Origin of the sequence: Dethiosulfovibrio faecalis (genome assembly GCF_021568795.1) — a bacterium.
GTDB lineage: Bacteria > Synergistota > Synergistia > Synergistales > Dethiosulfovibrionaceae > Dethiosulfovibrio > Dethiosulfovibrio faecalis.
This window is the reverse complement of record NZ_JAKGUE010000013.1, coordinates 17,036-35,673: the sequence shown is the minus strand read 5'-3', so window position 1 is coordinate 35,673 and position 18,638 is coordinate 17,036. Positions and strand designations below refer to the sequence as shown.

Here is an 18,638-nt window from a genome sequence, read left to right as displayed (position 1 = left end):
TCTACTCTCCTTTCTCAACCCAATCGGGGGTCACGGCGTGACCTGTGGGGCCGTATCCCTTGCCGGGCTTGAAGCCCCTCTCCAGGGCCATCATGAGATAGGCCCGACCTCTTTCCACCGCCAGGTCCAGCTCGCATCCGGCGGCAAGTTCGGCGGCTATGGCGGCGCTTAGGGTGCAGCCGGTGCCATGGTTGTTTTCCGTGTCTATCCTGGGAGACTCGAACTTGATCGGTTTACCCGAGGTCCACAGTACGTCTATCACCTTATCGCCCTCCAGATGCCCTCCCTTTACCAACACGGCCTGAGGTCCCATTCCTGCTATGGCTGAGGCCGCTGCGATCATGCCCTCCACGTCGGGGACCTCCAGCCCGCTTAGTCTCTCCGCCTCCGGGACGTTGGGGGTCACCAGGGTGGCCAGAGGCAGCAGTTCCTCCTTTATGGCCGATACCGCGTCGTCCTGGATGAGAGAGTCGCCGCTCTGGGCTATCATCACCGGGTCCACCACCAGCTTATGTACGGAAAAATCCCTTACGGCCCGACAGACCGCTCCTATGGCGTCCGTCTTTCCCAACATGCCGGTCTTGACCGCTCCTATGGAGAAGTCTGACAGTACCGATTTCATCTGCTCGTATATAATCTCAGGCGGTATATCGTGTATGGCCTGAACTCCCAGGCTGTTTTGAGCCGTCACGGCTGTCAAGGCGGAGGTTCCGAAGACCCTCAGGGCCGCAAAGGTCTTCAGGTCCGCCTGGATCCCCGCTCCACCGCCCGAATCGCTGCCCGCCACGGTCATGGCGAGCCCTCTGTAAATGGACAATAAATACACCTCCTGAAGTATCGCTACCATAGACAAGATAACCCTTTCTACCCCATTTTTCCAGACCTTTGCTGTATTATGTAAGATCGATACGGTTCGACGAATACGGAGGCGATTTTAAGATATGGAACTATCTCACCAGAAGATCCTGGCCAAGGAGCTCCGCATACCCCGAGAGAACGTCGAGGCCACGGCGGCCTTGTTGGAGGAAGGATGCACCGTTCCCTTCATAGCCCGTTACCGCAAGGAGGCGACGGGAAGCCTGGACGAGGTCGCCATAGCGGGAATAAGGGACGGCCTGGAGAGGCTTGTCGAGACGGACAAACGTCGGGCGTCCATGGTGAGCTCTCTGGAGGAGAGAGGCCTTCTGACGGAGGAGCTTAAGGCAAAACTGGACAAGGCCGGTACCATGACCGCCCTGGAGGACATATACCTGCCCTTCCGACCCAAGAGACGAACGAAGGCGACTGTAGCCAGGGAGAAAGGGCTGGAGCCTCTGGCTCGGATCATAATGTCTCAGGAGGGTATCGACCTCGAGGCGGAGGCGTCCCGCTTCCTGGACGAGGAAAAGGGAGTGAACTCGATCCAGGAGGCTCTTGAGGGAGCGAGAAACATCATCGCCGAGGAGATAAGCGAGAACGGAGAGGCCAGGATGGAGATGAGGGCCCTTTTCGTCCGCCGAGGAACCCTGAAGGCCAAGATGAAGCCCGGCAAGGAGGAGGAAGGGGCTCGTTTCGCCGATTGGAGCGACTGGGAGGAGCCCATGGCCAAGGCCCCGTCCCACCGGATACTGGCGATGTTCAGAGGCGAGTCCGAGGGAGCTCTCTCCGTGTCGGTCCGCCCTCCTCAGGAGGCGGCCATCCGCAGGCTGGAGACCCGATTCGTCAAGGGTGAGAAGGCCGACTCCAATCAGGTGAAAGAGGCGGTGGAGGACGGCTACAAGAGACTGCTGGAATCCTCTATGGAGACAGAGGCAAGAAAGGCCCTGAAGAGCAAGGCCGACAGGGAGGCTATCTCCGTTTTCGTCAAGAACGTCAGGGAGGTCCTGATGGCCCCTCCTCTGGGGCAGAAGAGGGTAATGGCACTGGATCCGGGTTTCAGGACGGGATGCAAGCTGGTCTGTCTGGACGAGACGGGAGAGATGGTCCATCACGAGACGGTCTTCCCCCACACTTCTCAGGCGAGACGAGAGCAGGCTATGGAAAGCGTGGCCAGGCTGTTCGGCCAATACGGCATAGAGGCGGTCGCGGTGGGCAACGGAACGGCCGGAAGGGAGACGGAGGCGTTCCTGAAGGACTGTCTGCCCGAGGGAGCCGAGATATACTCGGTCAACGAGAGCGGAGCCTCCATATATTCGGCTTCCGCACTGGCTAGAGAGGAGTTTCCCGACCTCGACGTGTCCTACCGGGGGGCGGTCTCCATCGGCAGGCGGCTGATGGATCCCCTGGCGGAGCTGGTGAAGGTGGACCCGAAATCCATCGGGGTGGGCCAGTATCAGCACGATGTGGACCAGAAGGAACTGAAGAAGGCCCTGGACGACGTCGTGGCGTCCTGCGTCAACTCCGTAGGTGTGGAGGTCAACACCGCCAGCCCTCAGCTTCTTTCCTTCGTCTCCGGACTGAGTCTCAAGCTGGCCAAGTCGGTGGTCGAGAGAAGACGAAAGGAAGGTCCCTTCAAGACCAGAAAGGATCTGCTGAAGGTATCCGGCCTGGGGCCAAAGACCTACCAGCAGGCGGCGGGATTCCTCAGGATCAGGGGAGGATCCCATCCTCTTGACGACAGCGCCGTCCATCCCGAGAGATACGACCTGGTCAACTCCATGGCCGAAAATCTGGGAAGGTCCATCCCGGACCTTTTGAAAGACGAGGAACTACGAAAATCCATAGATCCCGGTCGCTACGTCGGAGGAGACGTGGGACTGCCTACGGTGAACGACATATTGTCCGAGCTGGCTAAGCCCGGCAGAGACCCTAGGGAAAGGCTTCAGCCCTTCTCCTTCGACCCCTCCGTGTCCGAGCTGTCGGACCTTAGGGCCGGCATGGTTCTGCCGGGAATAGTGACCAACGTCACGGACTTCGGGGCCTTCGTGGACGTCGGAGTTCACCAGGACGGCCTTGTCCACGTCAGTCGCCTGTCCGATCGTTTCGTAAAGGACCCCCATCAGGCGGCCAAGCCGGGACAGACGGTGGAGGTAGCGGTATTGGACGTAGATCTGAAGAGAAAGAGGCTATCCCTCTCGATGAAAAAAAAGGATTTTCCCAAGACGGACGAAAACTGAAAAATAGGGGATGCGATCCCGCGGGATCGCATCCCCTATTTTGATTTAAATATTAAATATCAGCAGCAGCACCCGTAGGGGGTCATAGAGTCCCTGTAGATTCTCTCGATGACGTCCGCTCCGGCAGGGATAGGAGCCATGGAGAGCAGTCCGTCCAGCGACGGGGTGGTCTGAGCCAGTTTGACCAACTTGGGGACGTCCGCATCGGTGTAGCCCTCGTCGGAAAGCTTGGAGGTTACTCCCATGTCGTAGAGCCAGCGTTCGACCTTGCGAGCTACCATGTCGGCCTCGGCGGGAATTCCCTTGAGGTCCGATACTATGGGGGCGTAGAGCTCTGCCAGGACCTCGGGCTGAGCCACGTATATCTGGCGCAGCACGGCGGGGAGGATCATGGCGAGACCCAGACCGTGGGCCAGATCGGGCTTCACTCCGCTCAGGGGATGCTCCAGGGCGTGGGTGAAGTGAAGAAGGCCGTTGTCGAAGCATATACCCGCTATGAGAGAGGAGTAAAGAAGATAGTAGCGGGCGGTGAGGTCGTCGGGATTCTGGAGAGCCTGAGGCAGGTACTTGGCCACCAGGCGGACCACCTCCTTGGCCAAAAGGACGGTGTAGGGAGTGGCGACCTTGGTCGTGGCCGCCTCCGTGACGTGGTTGACCGCGTCTATGGCGGTGAAGCGGGTCTGAGCGGCGGACAGACCGGTCATGAGGGCGGGGTCGTCTATCGCGTAGGCGGGATAGATGCAGTCGTAGGCGATAGCCGGCTTGTATTCCTTCTCCGGTATGGTCACGACGGCGAAACGGTCCGCCTCTGTTCCGGTTCCGTGGGTCAGGTTTATGGCCACGATGGGAGCGGCCTTCTCCGGGGTGAACTTGAACTCGTAGAGGCTCCTGGCATCCTGGTCCTTATACTCCATGAGGATGGCGGCACTCTTTCCCGCATCTATGGGGCTTCCTCCGCCTATGGCGACCACAGCCTGTGCGCCGAAGTCGCGGCCCATCTTCGCGGCTGCGTCGACGTCGTCGGCCTCGGGATTGGGACGAATCTTGTCGAACAGAACGTGCTCGACTCCGTGCTTCTGGAAGGCGGCGGTGACGTGATCCCAGGCACCGGTCTTCTTATAGGACCCTCTCCCGGTAACGCAGAGCACCTTTCCGATTCCCTTTCCCTTGAGCTCCCCCACGATGTCGTCTATCTTGGCGATGGCTCCCACCCCAAGGTAGACTGTGGTCTTGGCCCTTATCTCTCGTATCTCGTGAATAGGCATCTTGGCATCCCACATAGGTCATTCCTCCTCTTCTCTATAGACCGAATTCGGCCTCGGTTCAACTTTGTGACAAGATTAGCAATATACATTATACAGGTCAAGGGGTCGAGTGAGAAGAAAAAAAAGAACATATTGTTTAACCACTGGATTTCCTCGGGGTGATGGTATGATAACCTCACGAAGTTATCGGGAGGGGTTTTTAAAGTGCAATTAGAGAAATTCGACGTCATAGTCGTAGGAGGCGGACCGGCAGGGATGATGGCAGCCGGGAAGGCCGCCGAGACCGGCGCCTCGGTGGCGTTGGTAGAGAAGAACGACAGGCTCGGAGTCAAGCTTGCCATAACCGGCAAGGGACGATGCAACCTGACCCACATGGAAAAAGATCCTCTGAAGCTGGTTGAGCCATTCGGCAGAAACGGCCGGTTTCTGCTTTCATCTCTCAGTCGTTTCGGAGTGGAGGAGACCCTGGAGTTCTTCCGGTCCAGAGGGGTGGCAACCAAGGTCGAGAGAGGATCCAGGGTCTTTCCCGAGACCGGACTGAACAGCGAGGACGTCATAAACGCTCTGAGCGACTTCATGTTCGAGGGGAAGGTCAAGATCTTCACCGTGACCACCGCCCGAGGCTTGACCGTTTCCGGCGGCAAAGTCACCGGGATAGTCACCGACAGGGGAACCATGTCGGCTTCCTCGGTGATAGTGACCACCGGGGGGATGTCCTATCCCGGCACCGGATCCACCGGCGACGGCTATCGCTGGGCAAAGGAGACGGGACACCGTATAGTGGGGCCAGAACCGGCCATATGCCCGGTGAAGACCGAGGAGACGTGGTGCTCCGAGCTACAGGGGCTCACATTGAGAAACGTGTCTATCTCCCTGTGGAGGGGAGGAAAGAAGGTCTCCGACCGTTTCGGAGAGATGCTGTTCACCCATTTCGGCATAAGCGGACCTATCGTTATGGACATGGCCAAGGAGATAGGGGCGTCCTTGACCAAGGGACCTTCCACCTTGTTTTTGGACCTAAAGCCCGCATTGGACAAGGGTAAGCTGGACGCCAGGATCCTTAGGGACCTGGAGGCCCACAGGAGAGAACTGCTGAAGAACGGTCTGAAGGATCTGCTGCCCCGGGCCATAATCCCGGTGATAATGGAGGCCGCAGGGATCCCGGCGGAGACCAGGGTGGACGAGGTCACCAAGGAACAAAGGAAGGATCTCATCGAGGCGGTAAAATCCCTTCCCATAACCCCTATTGGCCTCTTGGGATATCGGTGGTCCGTCATAACGTCCGGAGGGATCTCGTTGAAGGACGTGGACCCCAAGACTATGGCATCGAAAAAGACAGCCGGGCTGTTCTTCGCCGGAGAGATTTTGGATCTGGACGGTCCCACCGGGGGCTACAATCTACAGGTATGCTGGTCCACCGGCTACGTGGCAGGAAACGAGGCGGCCCTCTACGCGAAGGGCGGCTCGGAGAAGAACCCCTCCTCTGCCAGCTGAAAACAGGCGTCCACGACGTGCGGATCGTAGAGACCCCCTCTGTTTTTCCTCAACTCGTCTAAGGCGATGTCCAGCCCTAGGCTGGGCCTGTAGGGACGATGAGAGCACATAGCCTCCACCACGTCGGCGACGCCCAGTATCCTGGCATCCAGGGATATGGCGTCGCCGGCGAGTCCCTGAGGATAGCCGGACCCGTCCAGCCTTTCGTGATGCTGAAGCACCGCCTCTGCTATGGGCCACGGGAAATGGACGTCGCCAAGGATGTCCCTGCCTATCTCCGGGTGCCTTTGGACCAGCTGATACTCCAAAGCCGAGAGGGGACCGGGCTTGTTCAGTATCTCGGCAGGCACGTTTATCTTGCCTATATCGTGGAGCAACCCGGCGATTCTGATCCCCTCGGCCCGATAGGGATCGAAGCCCAGTTTAACCCCTATGGCCTCCGCCAGAGAGGACACCCTTTTCTGATGTCCCGAGGTAAACAGGTCCCTCTGCTCCACCGCCCGGGAGAGCACCTCTATACTGCTGTTCATGGTCTTTCTGAGCCGGGCCTCCCCTTCTCTCTTGACCATGGCCTGGCTCAAGACATCGCAGAAGGCCTGCAGCAACACAAGATCCTCCGGAGTCCAGTCTCGGGAGTCCCAGACGTCGTCGAACCCCAGATAGCCCTTCAATTTACCGGAGACGAAGAAGGGGACCACCACGAAGGACTTCAGCCCCTGTCTCTGTAGAAGCTCCCTCTGAAGACCCCATTCGTCTCCCATCGCCGGGACGTCGTCTATGACGATAGAATCACCGGCCTTGAGACGACCCACGAAATATTCAAAATCATGACTCGGAAAATCCTGAAAATGGGATCGCTCCACAGTTCCCTTCACTTTTTCCCAACAGTGAGTCATACAACGTCTGGCTCCTCGGTCGAAAAACTGGAATATATAGCATGATCGCGCACCGGAAAAATTCCCCAAACCGGCCAAGGCAAATTCGATAGCTTCGTCAAGATCTTCCTTCAACAGCACCCTGGACGACAGACTGGAGATCAATTTCTCGAATTCCAGACGACGAAGCAAAGCCCGCTCCTGTTTTTTTCTATCGGAGATATCCCTTACAATACAAAGACAGGAGCTCAACCCGGCGACTGAGACCCTCTCTAAGGAGATCTCCACCTCCAACTCTCTTCCATCGCCTCTCAGCGCAAATCCTTCGAGAGAAAACATCGGGCTGCCCTCTTCGAAAAGCAATTGAGTCACCCTCAAGAAAGTCTCTTCATCCGTTAGATCTTTCAGAGAAAGATCCTCCAACTCTTCCTTGGAAAAGCCCCACAGAGAACGGGCCGCATGATTCGCCTCTATTACATCCAACGTATGCGGCGACAGAAAGAGTATGGAGTCTATGGTTCTACTGAAAAGAAGATCGTATCGCCCCTTGAGATTAACCGCGGGAAAGGAGCTCTTTTCGTCCTGCTCCATGCAGGGAAAAGACATGTGCGAATGAGACTGAAGCCATCTACCGTCATGAAGTTCAAGAAACATCGTTTTTCTAAAACGAGGGACCAGTAGATGTCCGTCCACAAGGCTGGCGTGCATTCTGCCTCGAACGAAAGCACAGGCGCTCTTTCCGTCTTCGGATACCCTGCTCCAAAGGTCCTCTATGACTATTTTCATGGAAGACGTACTGTTAAAATCACGTTCCATCATGGCCCGAATTCCCTCTATACCCGCTCCACCTTCGTCGACTCCCGTTCCGACATAACGCCCTTCATCGGGAATAAAGCATTCCAAAACACCTTTCAAGTCCCGGGCGCTGTATCGGTGGAAAAAACGGTATACCGCCTCTTCCACCGAGTTTTTAGAGGAATCCAAAATCGACTCACCTCCGGTTTTTTAAGAAGATTCTCTCCAGGAATTATACCCGACATCTTACAAAAGAGAGGGCCGTTGTTATAATGGGTCCCTGAAGGTCGCATCGAACGAGGTGATATGAAATGGACGATAGAGATAGAATAGTCTCCTTCACGGAAAACGAGGAGGAGAAAAAGGTCTGCGAGACGATGGAGGCTCTTTATAGTTCGCTCCATCTTTTTCGGCAGAGGATACACGACGAACTGGAAACAAGGGACAAGACTATAGAGACCCTCAAGGATGACTTCATATCCATGGAGAGAGAGTTTCGGGACACAACCCATAGGCTCGAGATGATTCAACAGGATAAAGACTCCCTCGAAACTGGCAAGGATAACTGCGATAAAAAGCTTCAGCGATCCGAACAGGAGTGCAGAGACCTCCGGGAAGAGCTGGACCGCACCAAGAACTCCCTGAGGGCCATGGAGTTGCAGAGAAAGGAGAACGAGTCGCTCAAGGACGAGAAATACATGCTGCTCCAGGAGATAGAATCGCTTCGAAGCGAGAGAAAGAAGATCGAAGGACTCCACGCCGGCAAGATCGAGGATATGAACAACCAGTTCCAACAGGAGAAGAACAAACTACAGGATATCCAATGCTCCCTGGAGGATAGAATTCGTAACCTGACCGACCTTAACTCGGAGGAATCGGTGGCGAGGGAACGACTGAATAGAGAGAAAAAGGCCATTGTCGAGGAAATGGACCGAGTCAATTCCGAGAAAAAAGAGATCCGGGAGCAGTTTGCCAGGCAGATAGCCTCCTTGAAGGACCAGTTGAAGATCATGGAGAGAAGGGCCCAGGACGACCTTAGAGATCTGGAGCAGAGAGCCCGCAAAGAACTGATGGACCTGGAGAGAGAGAAAAGCTCCCGCATCACCGCTCTCGAGAAGGAGTTGGGACAGAAGCAGAGAGAGATCTCCTTGAAGGACCACAGACTGGCCCAACTGGAATCTGAACACGCCAGGAAGCTGGAGCTCGCCAAGAAAGAATCCGAGAGCCGCATGGCACTGGAGCTGGACGAGATGAAACGAAAGTACTATCTCGAGCTGGAGAAGGCTAGAAGCGGCGGACGCTGGAGCGGCGGAGAAGAAAAGGCCCCATGATCGACATAGGTAATCTCAGGCTCACCCTTGGGGGGAAACTTCTATACGACGACCTCTCCTGGCGGATACTGGACGGGAGCAAGATCGGCCTGGTGGGAGCAAACGGATCGGGCAAGACGACCCTGCTCAAGGTTCTGATGGGGCTCATAGAACCCGACGGCGGTACAGTGACCATGCCCTCTAAGGCCAAGGTGGGCTACCTCCCTCAGGACCTGCACGAACTACCGAATATATCCGTGATGTCCTACATAAAGGAAAGCGCCGGCATAGACGAGCTGGAAAGCTCTCTCAGGAAGGCAGAGGACGAGCTCGGAAGGACCGTTCCGGACAGCCCGGAACAAAAAAAAGCCCTGGAGAGATACGAGAGGGCCATGGAGGCCTTCGAGAGAGCTGGCGGATACTCTTTCGACGCCATGGCGAAGAAAGCCATAAAGGGATTGGGCTTCTCACCGGCCGACGGAGACAGACCTACGTCCGAGTTCTCCGGAGGCTGGAAGATGAGGATCTCCTTGGCGGCGGCCCTTATGTCCAGACCGGACGTGCTTTTACTGGACGAGCCGACGAACCACCTGGACACCGAGAGCATGGAGTGGCTGGAGGGATGGCTGATGAGCTATCCCGGAACGGTGGTGGCCATATCCCACGACAGGCGCTTCATGGACAGGATCATGGGGTCCATAGCGGAGTTGTCCAACCGCAGGATATGCGAATACAAAGGCAACTTCTCCCAGTATCTGGAGGAAAGCGCCAGAAGACTGGAGCAGCTGGAGAAGGAACGGCTCAAACAGCAGGAGGAGATCGAGAAAACCCGTCAATTCATAGACCGCTTCCGATACAAGGCAACGAAAGCCGCCCAGGTTCAAAGCAGGATAAGGAAACTGGAGCGAATGGAAGAGGTGAGGATAGACGGACCGGGCAAGACCGTGTCCATCCGTTTCCCCAAATGTCCAAGAAGCGGCCACTCGGTGCTGGAGGCAGCGGAACTTTCAAAATCCTACGGAGATCTCTCCGTGTTCGACGATCTGGAGTTCCAGATCACCAGAGGCGAAAAGGTCGCCCTGGTGGGCGTCAACGGTGCCGGCAAATCGACCCTCTCGAGGCTGATCGCAGGAAGAGAGCTGCCCGACGAGGGGGTCGTCGAGCTGGGACACAACGTGTCCATGGGGTTCTTCTCCCAGGAGAGCAGCCAGAACCTGGACTACGACAACACCATATGGGAGGAGATCGACCGAGCATCCGACAGGCTTTCCCCAGAGGGGAAGAGGACCCTGCTGGGAGCGTTCCTCTTTTCCGGAGAGGACATACACAAGAGGATATCGGTGCTATCCGGCGGTGAAAAGTCCAGGGTTGCCCTGGTTAAGCTCCTGCTCCAGGAGACGAACTTTCTGGTGCTGGACGAGCCGACCAACCATCTGGACATGTCCACCAAGGACCTGTTTCAGAGGGCCTTGCTGGAATACGACGGAACGATGATAATCGTATCCCACGATCGCTATTTTCTGGACAATCTGGTCGAGAGGGTACTTGAAATTCGGGACGGTAAACTGTACGATTACCCCGGAAATTATAGTTATTTTATCGAAAAAAGAGATCAGGCTATGCAGGAACAGGCGGAGGCGACCTCCGGAAAGAACGACGCCCCCCCTTCGCTGAAGGACAGAAAACGGGCGGAGGCGGAGCTGCGCAACAGGATCTACCGCGAGAAGAGAAGATTCGTGGAGGAACTTGCTCCTCTGGAAAAGACCATATCCGACCTGGAGATGAAAAAAGAGACCATACACGAGGACCTATGCGACCCCAAGACCCTCGAAGACTCCTCCAAGGTACGGAACCTCATGGTGGACCTCAAGAACGTCGAGGACGAGCTCCACCGGGCTATGGCCCGGTGGGAAGAGCTCATGGAGGCAATAGAGAGCGTCGAGGCTCAGGCCTGACGAAAGGATAGGAAAGGATTTTTGCCAATGACAAAGACAACCGCAGGATGCCACGTCAAGGTCCACTACACCGGAACGTTGAAGGATGGAACCGTTTTCGATTCCTCTCTAGAGAGGGATCCCTTGGCCTTCACGGTGGGAGCCGGACAGATGATAGCAGGCTTCGACGAGGGAGTCCTGGGAATGTCCGAGGGCGAGGAAAAGACGATAGTGCTTCCTCCCGAGAAGGCCTATGGCCCGAGAAACGAACAGCTCCTCTTCGCCGTAGGACGAGAGCAGCTTCCAGAGGGATACGAGCCCTCGATAGGGGATCAGCTTTCTGTTACCTCCGCAGAGGGAGGAGTCTTCCCCGTCACCATAGCGGGACTGGACGAGGACGTCGTAACGCTGGACGGCAACCATCGTCTGGCAGGAGAGGAGCTGACCTTTAAGATAACCATGGTCGAGGTTACTCCGGCCTGACAAATACCATCAAACGTAAGGCTCCGTCGATATATCGACGGAGCCTTACGTTTGCTCATTCTAACATTCCGTAGTACAATATTTTGAAGTTGTAACACCAACAACAAGGAGGAGGCAAGGTGAGAAGAGACGTTAAACGCCTCGCCGGAGGAGCGGTTTTCCCCGCGGCAATACTTTTACTTTGGTGGCTCGGCTCGAACCAGAACGCCTGGAACGATTACGTTATTCCGGCTCCTTGCAAGGTTATAAAACCCCTCAAAGAAATGGCTATGGACGGGAGCCTTGTCCGCCACATGGGGGCCAGCTTTTTCAGGGTCTTTACGGGATTCGTCATTTCGGTGATCACAGCCGTTCCAATGGGATTTTTGCTGGGACTTTCATCGAGCTCTCGAAGGTGGTTCGACCCCACGCTGGACTTTCTGCGACACGTTCCTCCCCTCGCTGTGATGCCCATGTTGATATTATGGTTCGGCATAGGGGAGATATCCAAGATAGTCGTCGTAGTCATGGCAACCTTTTTCCCTATTCTCCTAAATACCCAGGAAGGGGTCGTCTCATGCGACGAAAGCCTCCTGGAGGTGGGACGAGTCTTCCGGATGTCCCGGAGACGGCGTTTCAGGGAGATCCTGGTTCCGTCCGCTCTTCCATCGATTCTGGTGGGGATGAGGCTTGGGCTTGGGTACAGCTGGCGCTCGCTGATAGGAGCGGAACTGATAGCAGCATCGTCCGGAATAGGCTACGTGATACACGACGCGGAACAACTTTCGCGATCGGATGTGATCGTAGCGGGAGTTATCCTCATGGGAGTGATAGGCTGCCTATCCGACTGGGGCTTTCTAAAGCTATCCAGCAAATTGGTCCCATGGAAGGGGAACGCCTCCGATGAAATGTGAGCTTAAATCCATATATAAGAGATTTTCGGTGCCTGGTCGATCCGACATAACAGCGCTGAAAAACGTCTCCATCGAGTTCCCCATAGGATCCTTCACGGTAGTCCTCGGCAAAAGCGGATGCGGAAAGACGACCATGCTGAGGTTAATGGCCGGACTCGCTCCTCCATCGTCCGGAGAAATCGTGATGAAAGGAGGGCATTCCGTAGGGGTCGTCTTCCAAGAGCCGAGACTTATGCCCTGGCTATCGGTAAGAAAAAACGTCGAACTCGTGCTCGACAAAACCTCAGAGAATACCGATCGAATCGAAGAGATATTGAAACAGGTCGGGTTGTCATATTTCGAGAATGCCATGCCGAGTCAACTTTCCGGCGGTATGTCACAAAGAGTCGCCCTAGCAAGAGCATTGGCTTACGAGCCGGAAATATTGTTGATGGACGAGCCTTTCGGAGCACTGGATTATTTCACCAGAAGAAAGCTACAACAGGATCTAGCTCTCTTGGTAGAAAAAAGGGGATTGACCGTCGTTCTGGTTACACACGACGTCGAGGAGGCCATTTTTCTGGCTTCCAGAATAGTCGTAATGGGAAAAGGCAGGATCCTGTCGGTAATGGAGGACGTTAACTCAAGCTCCATGAACCTACAGGAAAGGGAGACACTAAAAGCAGGGATCCTCGCATCCCTCGACGATGACGGGGGATCGTCGCGATCGACCCTGTCGAAAGGAGCTTGACTCTGGATTGAAGAGAATGGCCATAACCGTAGTAGCCGCAGTCATCCTGGCATCCACTGTCGTACAGACGACGGCGAAGGAAAAGGAACTCAGCGTGACGTACGTAAAGGCCCCACTCAACGTGCCGTCTATCCTACAGAAGGAACTGAAACTCATAGAAAAAGCCTTTCCCGATTTCACCGTGTCTCACCCCGAATTGACCGCCGGGCCCAAGCAGACCGCCGGTCTTGCCTCCGGGTCGGTGGACGTAGCAAACTGTCTCGGTGGAACATCGGCTATTCTGGCCTACGCCAACGGGGTCGACCTGAAGGTGATAGGCATATTCGCCCGTTCACCTAAGGCCTTTACAGTACTGGCAAAGGACAAAGACATCGCGTCAATCGCCGATCTCAAGGGGAAGAAAATCGCAGGTCCTAAAGGGACCATACTCCATCAGCTGCTGGTAGCGGCTCTGAAAAGAGAGGGGTTGTCGGTAAACGACGTTCAGTTCCTCGGAATGGGGCTGGCCGACGGGGTTACGGCGATGATGAACGGGAGCGTAGACGCCTGTCTGGCCGCCGGACCCGCTGTACTGAGATCAACCGAACGGGGGGCTAGGATAATAACGACGGGGGAAGGCCTGGTGGACGCCACCACCGTTATCGCTGTCAGAGGAGAGCTTCTCAGGGACGCCCCCGATCTGGTTCGACGTTTTATGAAGGTGGACGAGGAGAGCGTCAATCTCCTGGATAGCGACAGGACGAGAGCCATAGAGATAACGGCGGAAGAGACGGGACTCTCCGTCGACGACGTAAAGACAATGCTCCCCCTCTACGACTTCGACTCCACGATTCGCCCTTCCGATGTGGAGGAACTGAAGAGAACCCAGGATTTTCTGTTCGACAACGGAATGTTGCCTCATAAGGTAGATATAGAGAAAATGATAGCTACGATATAATCACGAAAAAGGCCGCCTCTGACAGGGCGGCCTTTAGATCTCCTCTATTCGTGTATTTTACCTACGGAGGGCAACCAGAGGAGCCAACAGAACCAAGGAGACGACTGAGAAAGGAGAAACGGAACAGCCACTGGAGCCTACCTTTTTAGATTCTTGCCTTTCCGACGAAAACTTAGCGACAAAGGGAGAACAACAGATATTATTCACCGTCTTCGCCCTTAGCTCTTTCATCCTCTTCGTCTGTTCATCCGTAGCTTTCCCTTGTTTGAAGAGAGCACGAAGAGCTAGAAAGTCCGAGACGTAAAGGTCCGAGGTCCCTCGGACGACGTAGGTCTCTCCGGTAGACTTTATCGTCACCTTGTACCAGCAGTCCGCCAGAGAGAGCCTGTCTCCAGAGGTGGCGGAACTGGATATGACTACGTCCTCGGAGCTCATGCCCATCTGGCCTACCCAGAACTCTAAGGGACCATCGGTATTCCAGCCGGTCTCCACGGAGATGTCCTCGGGATGGAATATCCCGTCGGACCAACTGGAGGACACCATTTGGGATACCCTGAAGGCCACTGTCTGACATAGGCAGATCTTGGTTCCTCCTGAACCGTTATCCTCTTTAGCCGCATCGGGAAGATCCATGCTCCTCACCACATCGTCGGAGAGAACGTAGTAAAGGGTAGAGGTAGGAACGACATCGCAGAGACATCTTGCAGTTTCTGATTCTCGCACCTCAAACCCCCCGTCGAAAGGATTCTCCTGAATGGAGTTCCAGAGCACCATCTTCTTGGCGGCAAGGACTTTTTTCTCCTCATCGGTTCCTCCGCCTCCTTTTACCTTACGTCTGAGGGTCAGGAAATCCTCCGTCAAAATCTTCTCTGTCCCCCTAAAGGTAAAGGTTTTACCCAGCGATTTTATTGAGATTCTATACCAACAGTCCAAAAGGGTCATATCACCGGGTTTCGTGACAGAACCGTCCACACCGTAGGTCACGGAATCCACACCAAGGAGATCGCAGAAAAGCTCCTCCGCTCCATCGGAGTTCCATCCCGTAGCAACCATGACGTCCTCGGGATGGAAAAATCCGTCGCTCCAGGCCCCCGAAACTATCTGAGCCACCCTATAGGCCATGGCCATGCACAGACAAGCGTGGCGGGAATCGCCCTCTCCTTCCATGCAGGACTCGGCCATGGAAAAAGTCTTTACCGTGCCTTTCTCGGCTATACAGGAAAGAGAACCATCCCTTAGGAGATAAGAGAATTCTTTATCGTCACTTTCGGCGGACCAGGCGAAGGCAGTAGACACCTCCAGAGAAAAGACCGAGGTCGCCACTAAAGCGACGACCAAGGCAAAAAGGGAAAAACGCAAAACTCGCTTCATCACACACTGCTCCTCTCGTTTTATAAAACTTAGTTTTGTGATGCTAACTCCACCGGCAGGATACACCTGTTCCATCGCTACGGTCAAGCACAGGTATACAAAAAGCCTTGCCCTTTCAGCGACTATGGAACAAAATACGGGAAATGTTTTGGACTAATCGGGGAGGGGAAATAGCTTTGAATAAGGACAAAAAAGCGAACAAATACGACGAGGTAGAGAGGTTTCACGGCCATCGGTGTCCTGGACTGGCCATAGGGATAAGGGCTTCTGAACTGGCTTTGAAGGAGTTGGGAGAAGGCGACGGAGACGAGGAACTGGTATGCATATCCGAGACCGATATGTGCGGAATCGACGCCATCCAGCACATGACTAACTGCACCCTGGGAAAAGGAAACCTCGTACTCCATCACTACGGGAAGGTGGCCTTCACCTTCTACCGACGTAGAGACGGCAAGGGAATCAGGATGGTCCTGAGACCGAACCTAAACAGGGAGATGGACAGGGAGGAATACAGGCTCTATCTGCTGGAGGCCCCTTTGGAAGAGCTCTTTAAATTAGGGGCGCCGAGGGAGGAACTTCCCCCGAAGGCGTTCAGGGAGAACACCCTTATCTGTGCCGGATGCGGCGAGGGAACCATGGAATCCATGACCAGAAACATGGATGGAGAGGTCTATTGCCTTCCCTGCTACAGGGAGAGACACGGAGAAAGATGAAGTAGGAGTCAGAAAAGGCGATCGGGATTTTCCGTAGAAAAATCGGGAAAATACCGATTGCCTTTTTGCGTTTTTCCCTCTAGTCTAAACAAAACGACTTCGGGAGGGATACTCACGATGGCATTCAACTTGAAAGACGACGTACGGCTGGCAGAGCTCATAGAGGCTGAGAGGAACAGACAGAGAAACCATCTCGACATGGTCGCATCTCAGAGTATAGCCCCTCGAGCCATTCTGGAGATCTCCGGCAGCTGTCTATCCAACCGAACCATAGAGGGATATCCCGGCAAGAGATACTACGCCGGAGGGATATATCTGGACGAGATAGAGACCTTGGCTATAGAGAGGGCGAAAGCCCTGTTCGGAGCGGAACACGTAAACGTCCAGCCCCATTGCGGTACAAACACCAACCTGGCTGTGTATCAGGCGGTGCTGGAACCGGGAGACACGGTGCTATCCATGGATATGTCGTCGGGAGGACATCTATCTCACGGGCACAAAAAAAACATAGCCAGCAGAATTTACCGATTCGTACATTACGGGGTGAGAAAAGACGACGAGCTCATAGACCTGGACCAACTCCGAGATATGGCTATGAGATACAGGCCCAAACTGATAGTGGGGGGAGGCAGCAGCTATCCCAGAGAGATCGACTGGAAAACCTTCAGGGAAATAGCGGACGAATCGGGGGCGATGCTACTGGCCGACGTTGCCCATACGGCAGGACTGATAGCCGCCGGAATTCACGTAAACCCCGTTCCTTTTTGCGACTTCGTGACCTTCTCCCTTTACAAAACCCTGCCGGGTCCCAGAGGTGGCTGTATCCTCTGCCGTGAAAAATACGCCAAGGAGATCGACCTGGCCATATTCCCGGGCCATCAGGGATCGATGATAACCTCTCTGGTAGCGGCAAAGGCGGCCTGCTTCGCCATAGCTGCGACCAAGGAATTCAAGGTATTGGCCGGACGCATCGTGGACGACGCGAGGGCCCTGGCCTCGGGGCTGACGAGACGAGGGCTCCGAACAGTGACAGGAGGAACCGACAGTCACATAGTCTTGTTGGACCTGAGGAACCTTAATATCACCGGCAAGGAGGGCGAAGGGCTTCTGGAGAGCTCGGGAATCACGGTCAACAGAAACGGGATCCCTTTCGACCCCCTACAGCCCTGGATAGCCAGCGGCATAAGGATAGGCACCACGGTGGCGGCCATGAGGGGAATGGGCCCATCGGAGATGGAGACCGTCGCAGCCCTCATCTCCAGGGCCCTTTCGGGAAAGAACGTATTGGAGGAAACTGCCGAATTATGTCGCCGATTCCCCTCCTCCATTCTGTGAAACTATCAACTTCAGGGAGGTTGAACCTATGGACAAAAAAGACGATACACTGAGATCTTTGAGGGGAAAAAAGCCCATGTTCTGGGAAAACGACAGAAGATCTCCCGCTGCGGAAATCTTGAGAAAGCTCCCTTTGACCATGTCGGACGTAGCCGATGCCGACGGAAGGCTCCATCGCTTCGCACCCTATCTGGCCTCCCGTTTTCCGAAGACGGCGGACGGGATCATAGAATCACCTCTATCCGAGGCGGGAAAACTGAAAAAAGCATTGGAAAAATCCTACGGAACCACCCTCCCGAGGCTGCTGTTAAAGAAAGACAACGACCTGCCTGTGGCGGGCTCCATAAAGGCCAGAGGGGGAATCCACGAGATACTCGCCCTCGCGGAGGCTATAGCTCTGAGATCGGGGAAACTCGAGATAGACCGAGACTATCGGGTTCTGGAAGAACCGGAGTTCAAGGAACTGTTCTCCCATCACTCTGTAGCGGTAGGATCCACTGGAAACCTGGGGATCAGCATAGGGGTGATGTCCGCCGAGCTGGGCTTTAACGTGACGGTACATATGTCCAGAGACGCAAAAAACTGGAAAAAGGAACTTTTGAGATCCAAGGGCGTAAAGGTGGTAGAGCACGACGACGATTACAGTACCGCCGTATCGGAAGGCCGGAGGATTTGCCGTGAGGACAAAACCTGTCACTTCGTCGACGACGAGAACTCCCGACTCCTGTTTGTGGGATACGCCGTGGCAGCTCTCAGGCTTAGAAATCAACTCAAGGAGATGAAGATCGTCGTCGACGACAAACACCCGCTCAGGGTGTATCTACCGTGTGGAGTCGGAGGAGCTCCCGGAGGAATAGCCTTCGGACTCAAACAGCTTTACGGAGACTCGGTCAAATGTTGGTTCGTAGAGCCGACCCACGCTCCCTGTATGGCCCTGGCCATGGTACAGGACACCCCGGATATCACCGTCTCGGATTACGGCATAGACGGGATCACCGAGGCGGACGGCCTTGCCGTCGGAGCCCCTTCGAAACTGGTATGGTCCATCTGCCGCAATCTTATAGACGGGGTTATGACCGTGGAGGACGACCGCCTTTACGAGCTTCAATATCTGATGGACCGTTCCGAGTCGGTCAAGACAGAACCCTCGGCGACGGCAGGATTGCAGGGCCCGTTGCTGCTCTCTCCGCTTCCCGGCGAGACGGCGATATCCTGGCTTACAGGAGGAAGCTTTCTGCCGGACGAATTATACGAAGATATGTTGAAAAAAGGACGGAACCTGTTGAAGGACCCCGTTTTACCCGATCAAACGGACTTGTGATCGATCGAAATGTGAGGTAAGATCTTTGAAGAGCAAAAAAGGGACAGAGCGTCCCAAAAACGAGACAAAAGAGTGAGGAGGAGTTCT

The 18,638-nt window shown here is 55.1% G+C and carries 15 protein-coding genes; 11 read left to right on the top strand and 4 right to left on the bottom strand.

Annotated features, from left to right (window positions below):
* Position 1: 1 nt before the first annotated feature.
* Positions 2–817, bottom strand: coding sequence for a bifunctional hydroxymethylpyrimidine kinase/phosphomethylpyrimidine kinase (thiD, locus tag L2W58_RS09510; protein ID WP_236103104.1), 816 nt, complete (start codon positions 815–817; stop codon positions 2–4).
* Positions 818–941: 124 nt separating this feature from the next.
* Between thiD and L2W58_RS09505 the strand changes: the two genes are divergently transcribed.
* Complete coding sequence (locus L2W58_RS09505) at positions 942–3,095, top strand: Tex family protein (protein ID WP_236103103.1); 2,154 nt, start codon at positions 942–944, stop codon at positions 3,093–3,095.
* Positions 3,096–3,154: 59 nt separating this feature from the next.
* On the opposite strand, the gene L2W58_RS09500 is transcribed toward L2W58_RS09505, so the two are convergent.
* Positions 3,155–4,375 (bottom strand): iron-containing alcohol dehydrogenase, encoded by a 1,221-nt coding sequence (locus tag L2W58_RS09500; RefSeq protein ID WP_236103102.1) that lies wholly within the window; start codon positions 4,373–4,375, stop codon positions 3,155–3,157.
* A gap of 189 nt (positions 4,376–4,564) precedes the next feature.
* Between L2W58_RS09500 and L2W58_RS09495 the strand changes: the two genes are divergently transcribed.
* Positions 4,565–5,854 carry a BaiN/RdsA family NAD(P)/FAD-dependent oxidoreductase gene (locus L2W58_RS09495; RefSeq protein WP_338033081.1) on the top strand — a complete coding sequence of 430 codons (1,290 nt, stop codon included), beginning with the start codon at positions 4,565–4,567 and terminating at the stop codon, positions 5,852–5,854.
* On the opposite strand, the gene L2W58_RS09490 is transcribed toward L2W58_RS09495, so the two are convergent.
* Positions 5,809–7,713: an HD domain-containing phosphohydrolase gene (locus L2W58_RS09490; RefSeq protein WP_236103101.1), complete on the bottom strand. Its 1,905-nt coding sequence runs from the start codon at positions 7,711–7,713 to the stop codon at positions 5,809–5,811. The genes L2W58_RS09495 and L2W58_RS09490 overlap by 46 nt on opposite strands.
* Before the next feature lie 122 nt (positions 7,714–7,835).
* Between L2W58_RS09490 and L2W58_RS09485 the strand changes: the two genes are divergently transcribed.
* The 6 genes from L2W58_RS09485 to L2W58_RS09460 all read left to right on the top strand — a co-directional run bounded on the left by L2W58_RS09485 (position 7,836) and on the right by L2W58_RS09460 (position 13,811).
* On the top strand, positions 7,836–8,855 hold the full coding sequence (locus L2W58_RS09485; protein ID WP_236103100.1) for a coiled-coil domain-containing protein: 1,020 nt from the start codon (positions 7,836–7,838) through the stop codon (positions 8,853–8,855).
* Positions 8,852–10,789 carry an ABC-F family ATP-binding cassette domain-containing protein gene (locus tag L2W58_RS09480; RefSeq protein ID WP_236103099.1) on the top strand — a complete coding sequence of 646 codons (1,938 nt, stop codon included), beginning with the start codon at positions 8,852–8,854 and terminating at the stop codon, positions 10,787–10,789. The genes L2W58_RS09485 and L2W58_RS09480 overlap by 4 nt, the downstream gene beginning before the upstream one ends.
* 27 nt (positions 10,790–10,816) lie before the next feature.
* Complete coding sequence (locus tag L2W58_RS09475) at positions 10,817–11,251, top strand: FKBP-type peptidyl-prolyl cis-trans isomerase (RefSeq protein ID WP_236103098.1); 435 nt, start codon at positions 10,817–10,819, stop codon at positions 11,249–11,251.
* A 119-nt stretch (positions 11,252–11,370) separates the two neighbouring features.
* Positions 11,371–12,144: an ABC transporter permease gene (locus L2W58_RS09470; protein ID WP_236103097.1), complete on the top strand. Its 774-nt coding sequence runs from the start codon at positions 11,371–11,373 to the stop codon at positions 12,142–12,144.
* Entirely contained in the window at positions 12,134–12,874 is a 741-nt protein-coding gene (locus tag L2W58_RS09465) for an ABC transporter ATP-binding protein (protein WP_236103096.1), read from the top strand. Before L2W58_RS09470 ends, L2W58_RS09465 begins: the two co-directional genes overlap by 11 nt.
* A gap of 16 nt (positions 12,875–12,890) precedes the next feature.
* Positions 12,891–13,811, top strand: coding sequence for an aliphatic sulfonate ABC transporter substrate-binding protein (locus L2W58_RS09460; RefSeq protein ID WP_236103144.1), 921 nt, complete (start codon positions 12,891–12,893; stop codon positions 13,809–13,811).
* Positions 13,812–13,868: 57 nt separating this feature from the next.
* Here L2W58_RS09460 and L2W58_RS09455 read toward each other — a convergent pair whose 3' ends face one another.
* Positions 13,869–15,182, bottom strand: a complete 1,314-nt coding sequence (locus L2W58_RS09455) for a hypothetical protein (protein ID WP_236103095.1) — start codon at positions 15,180–15,182, stop codon at positions 13,869–13,871.
* Positions 15,183–15,358: 176 nt separating this feature from the next.
* Here L2W58_RS09455 and L2W58_RS09450 point away from each other — a divergent pair, with 176 nt between their 5' ends.
* The 3 genes from L2W58_RS09450 to L2W58_RS09440 all read left to right on the top strand — a co-directional run bounded on the left by L2W58_RS09450 (position 15,359) and on the right by L2W58_RS09440 (position 18,551).
* Complete coding sequence (locus L2W58_RS09450; RefSeq protein ID WP_236103094.1) at positions 15,359–15,895, top strand: FmdE family protein; 537 nt, start codon at positions 15,359–15,361, stop codon at positions 15,893–15,895.
* 117 nt (positions 15,896–16,012) lie between these two features.
* On the top strand, positions 16,013–17,230 hold the full coding sequence (locus L2W58_RS09445) for a serine hydroxymethyltransferase (RefSeq protein ID WP_236103093.1): 1,218 nt from the start codon (positions 16,013–16,015) through the stop codon (positions 17,228–17,230).
* A 28-nt stretch (positions 17,231–17,258) separates the two neighbouring features.
* Positions 17,259–18,551, top strand: coding sequence for a D-serine ammonia-lyase (locus L2W58_RS09440; RefSeq protein ID WP_236103092.1), 1,293 nt, complete (start codon positions 17,259–17,261; stop codon positions 18,549–18,551).
* Positions 18,552–18,638 lie beyond the last annotated feature (87 nt).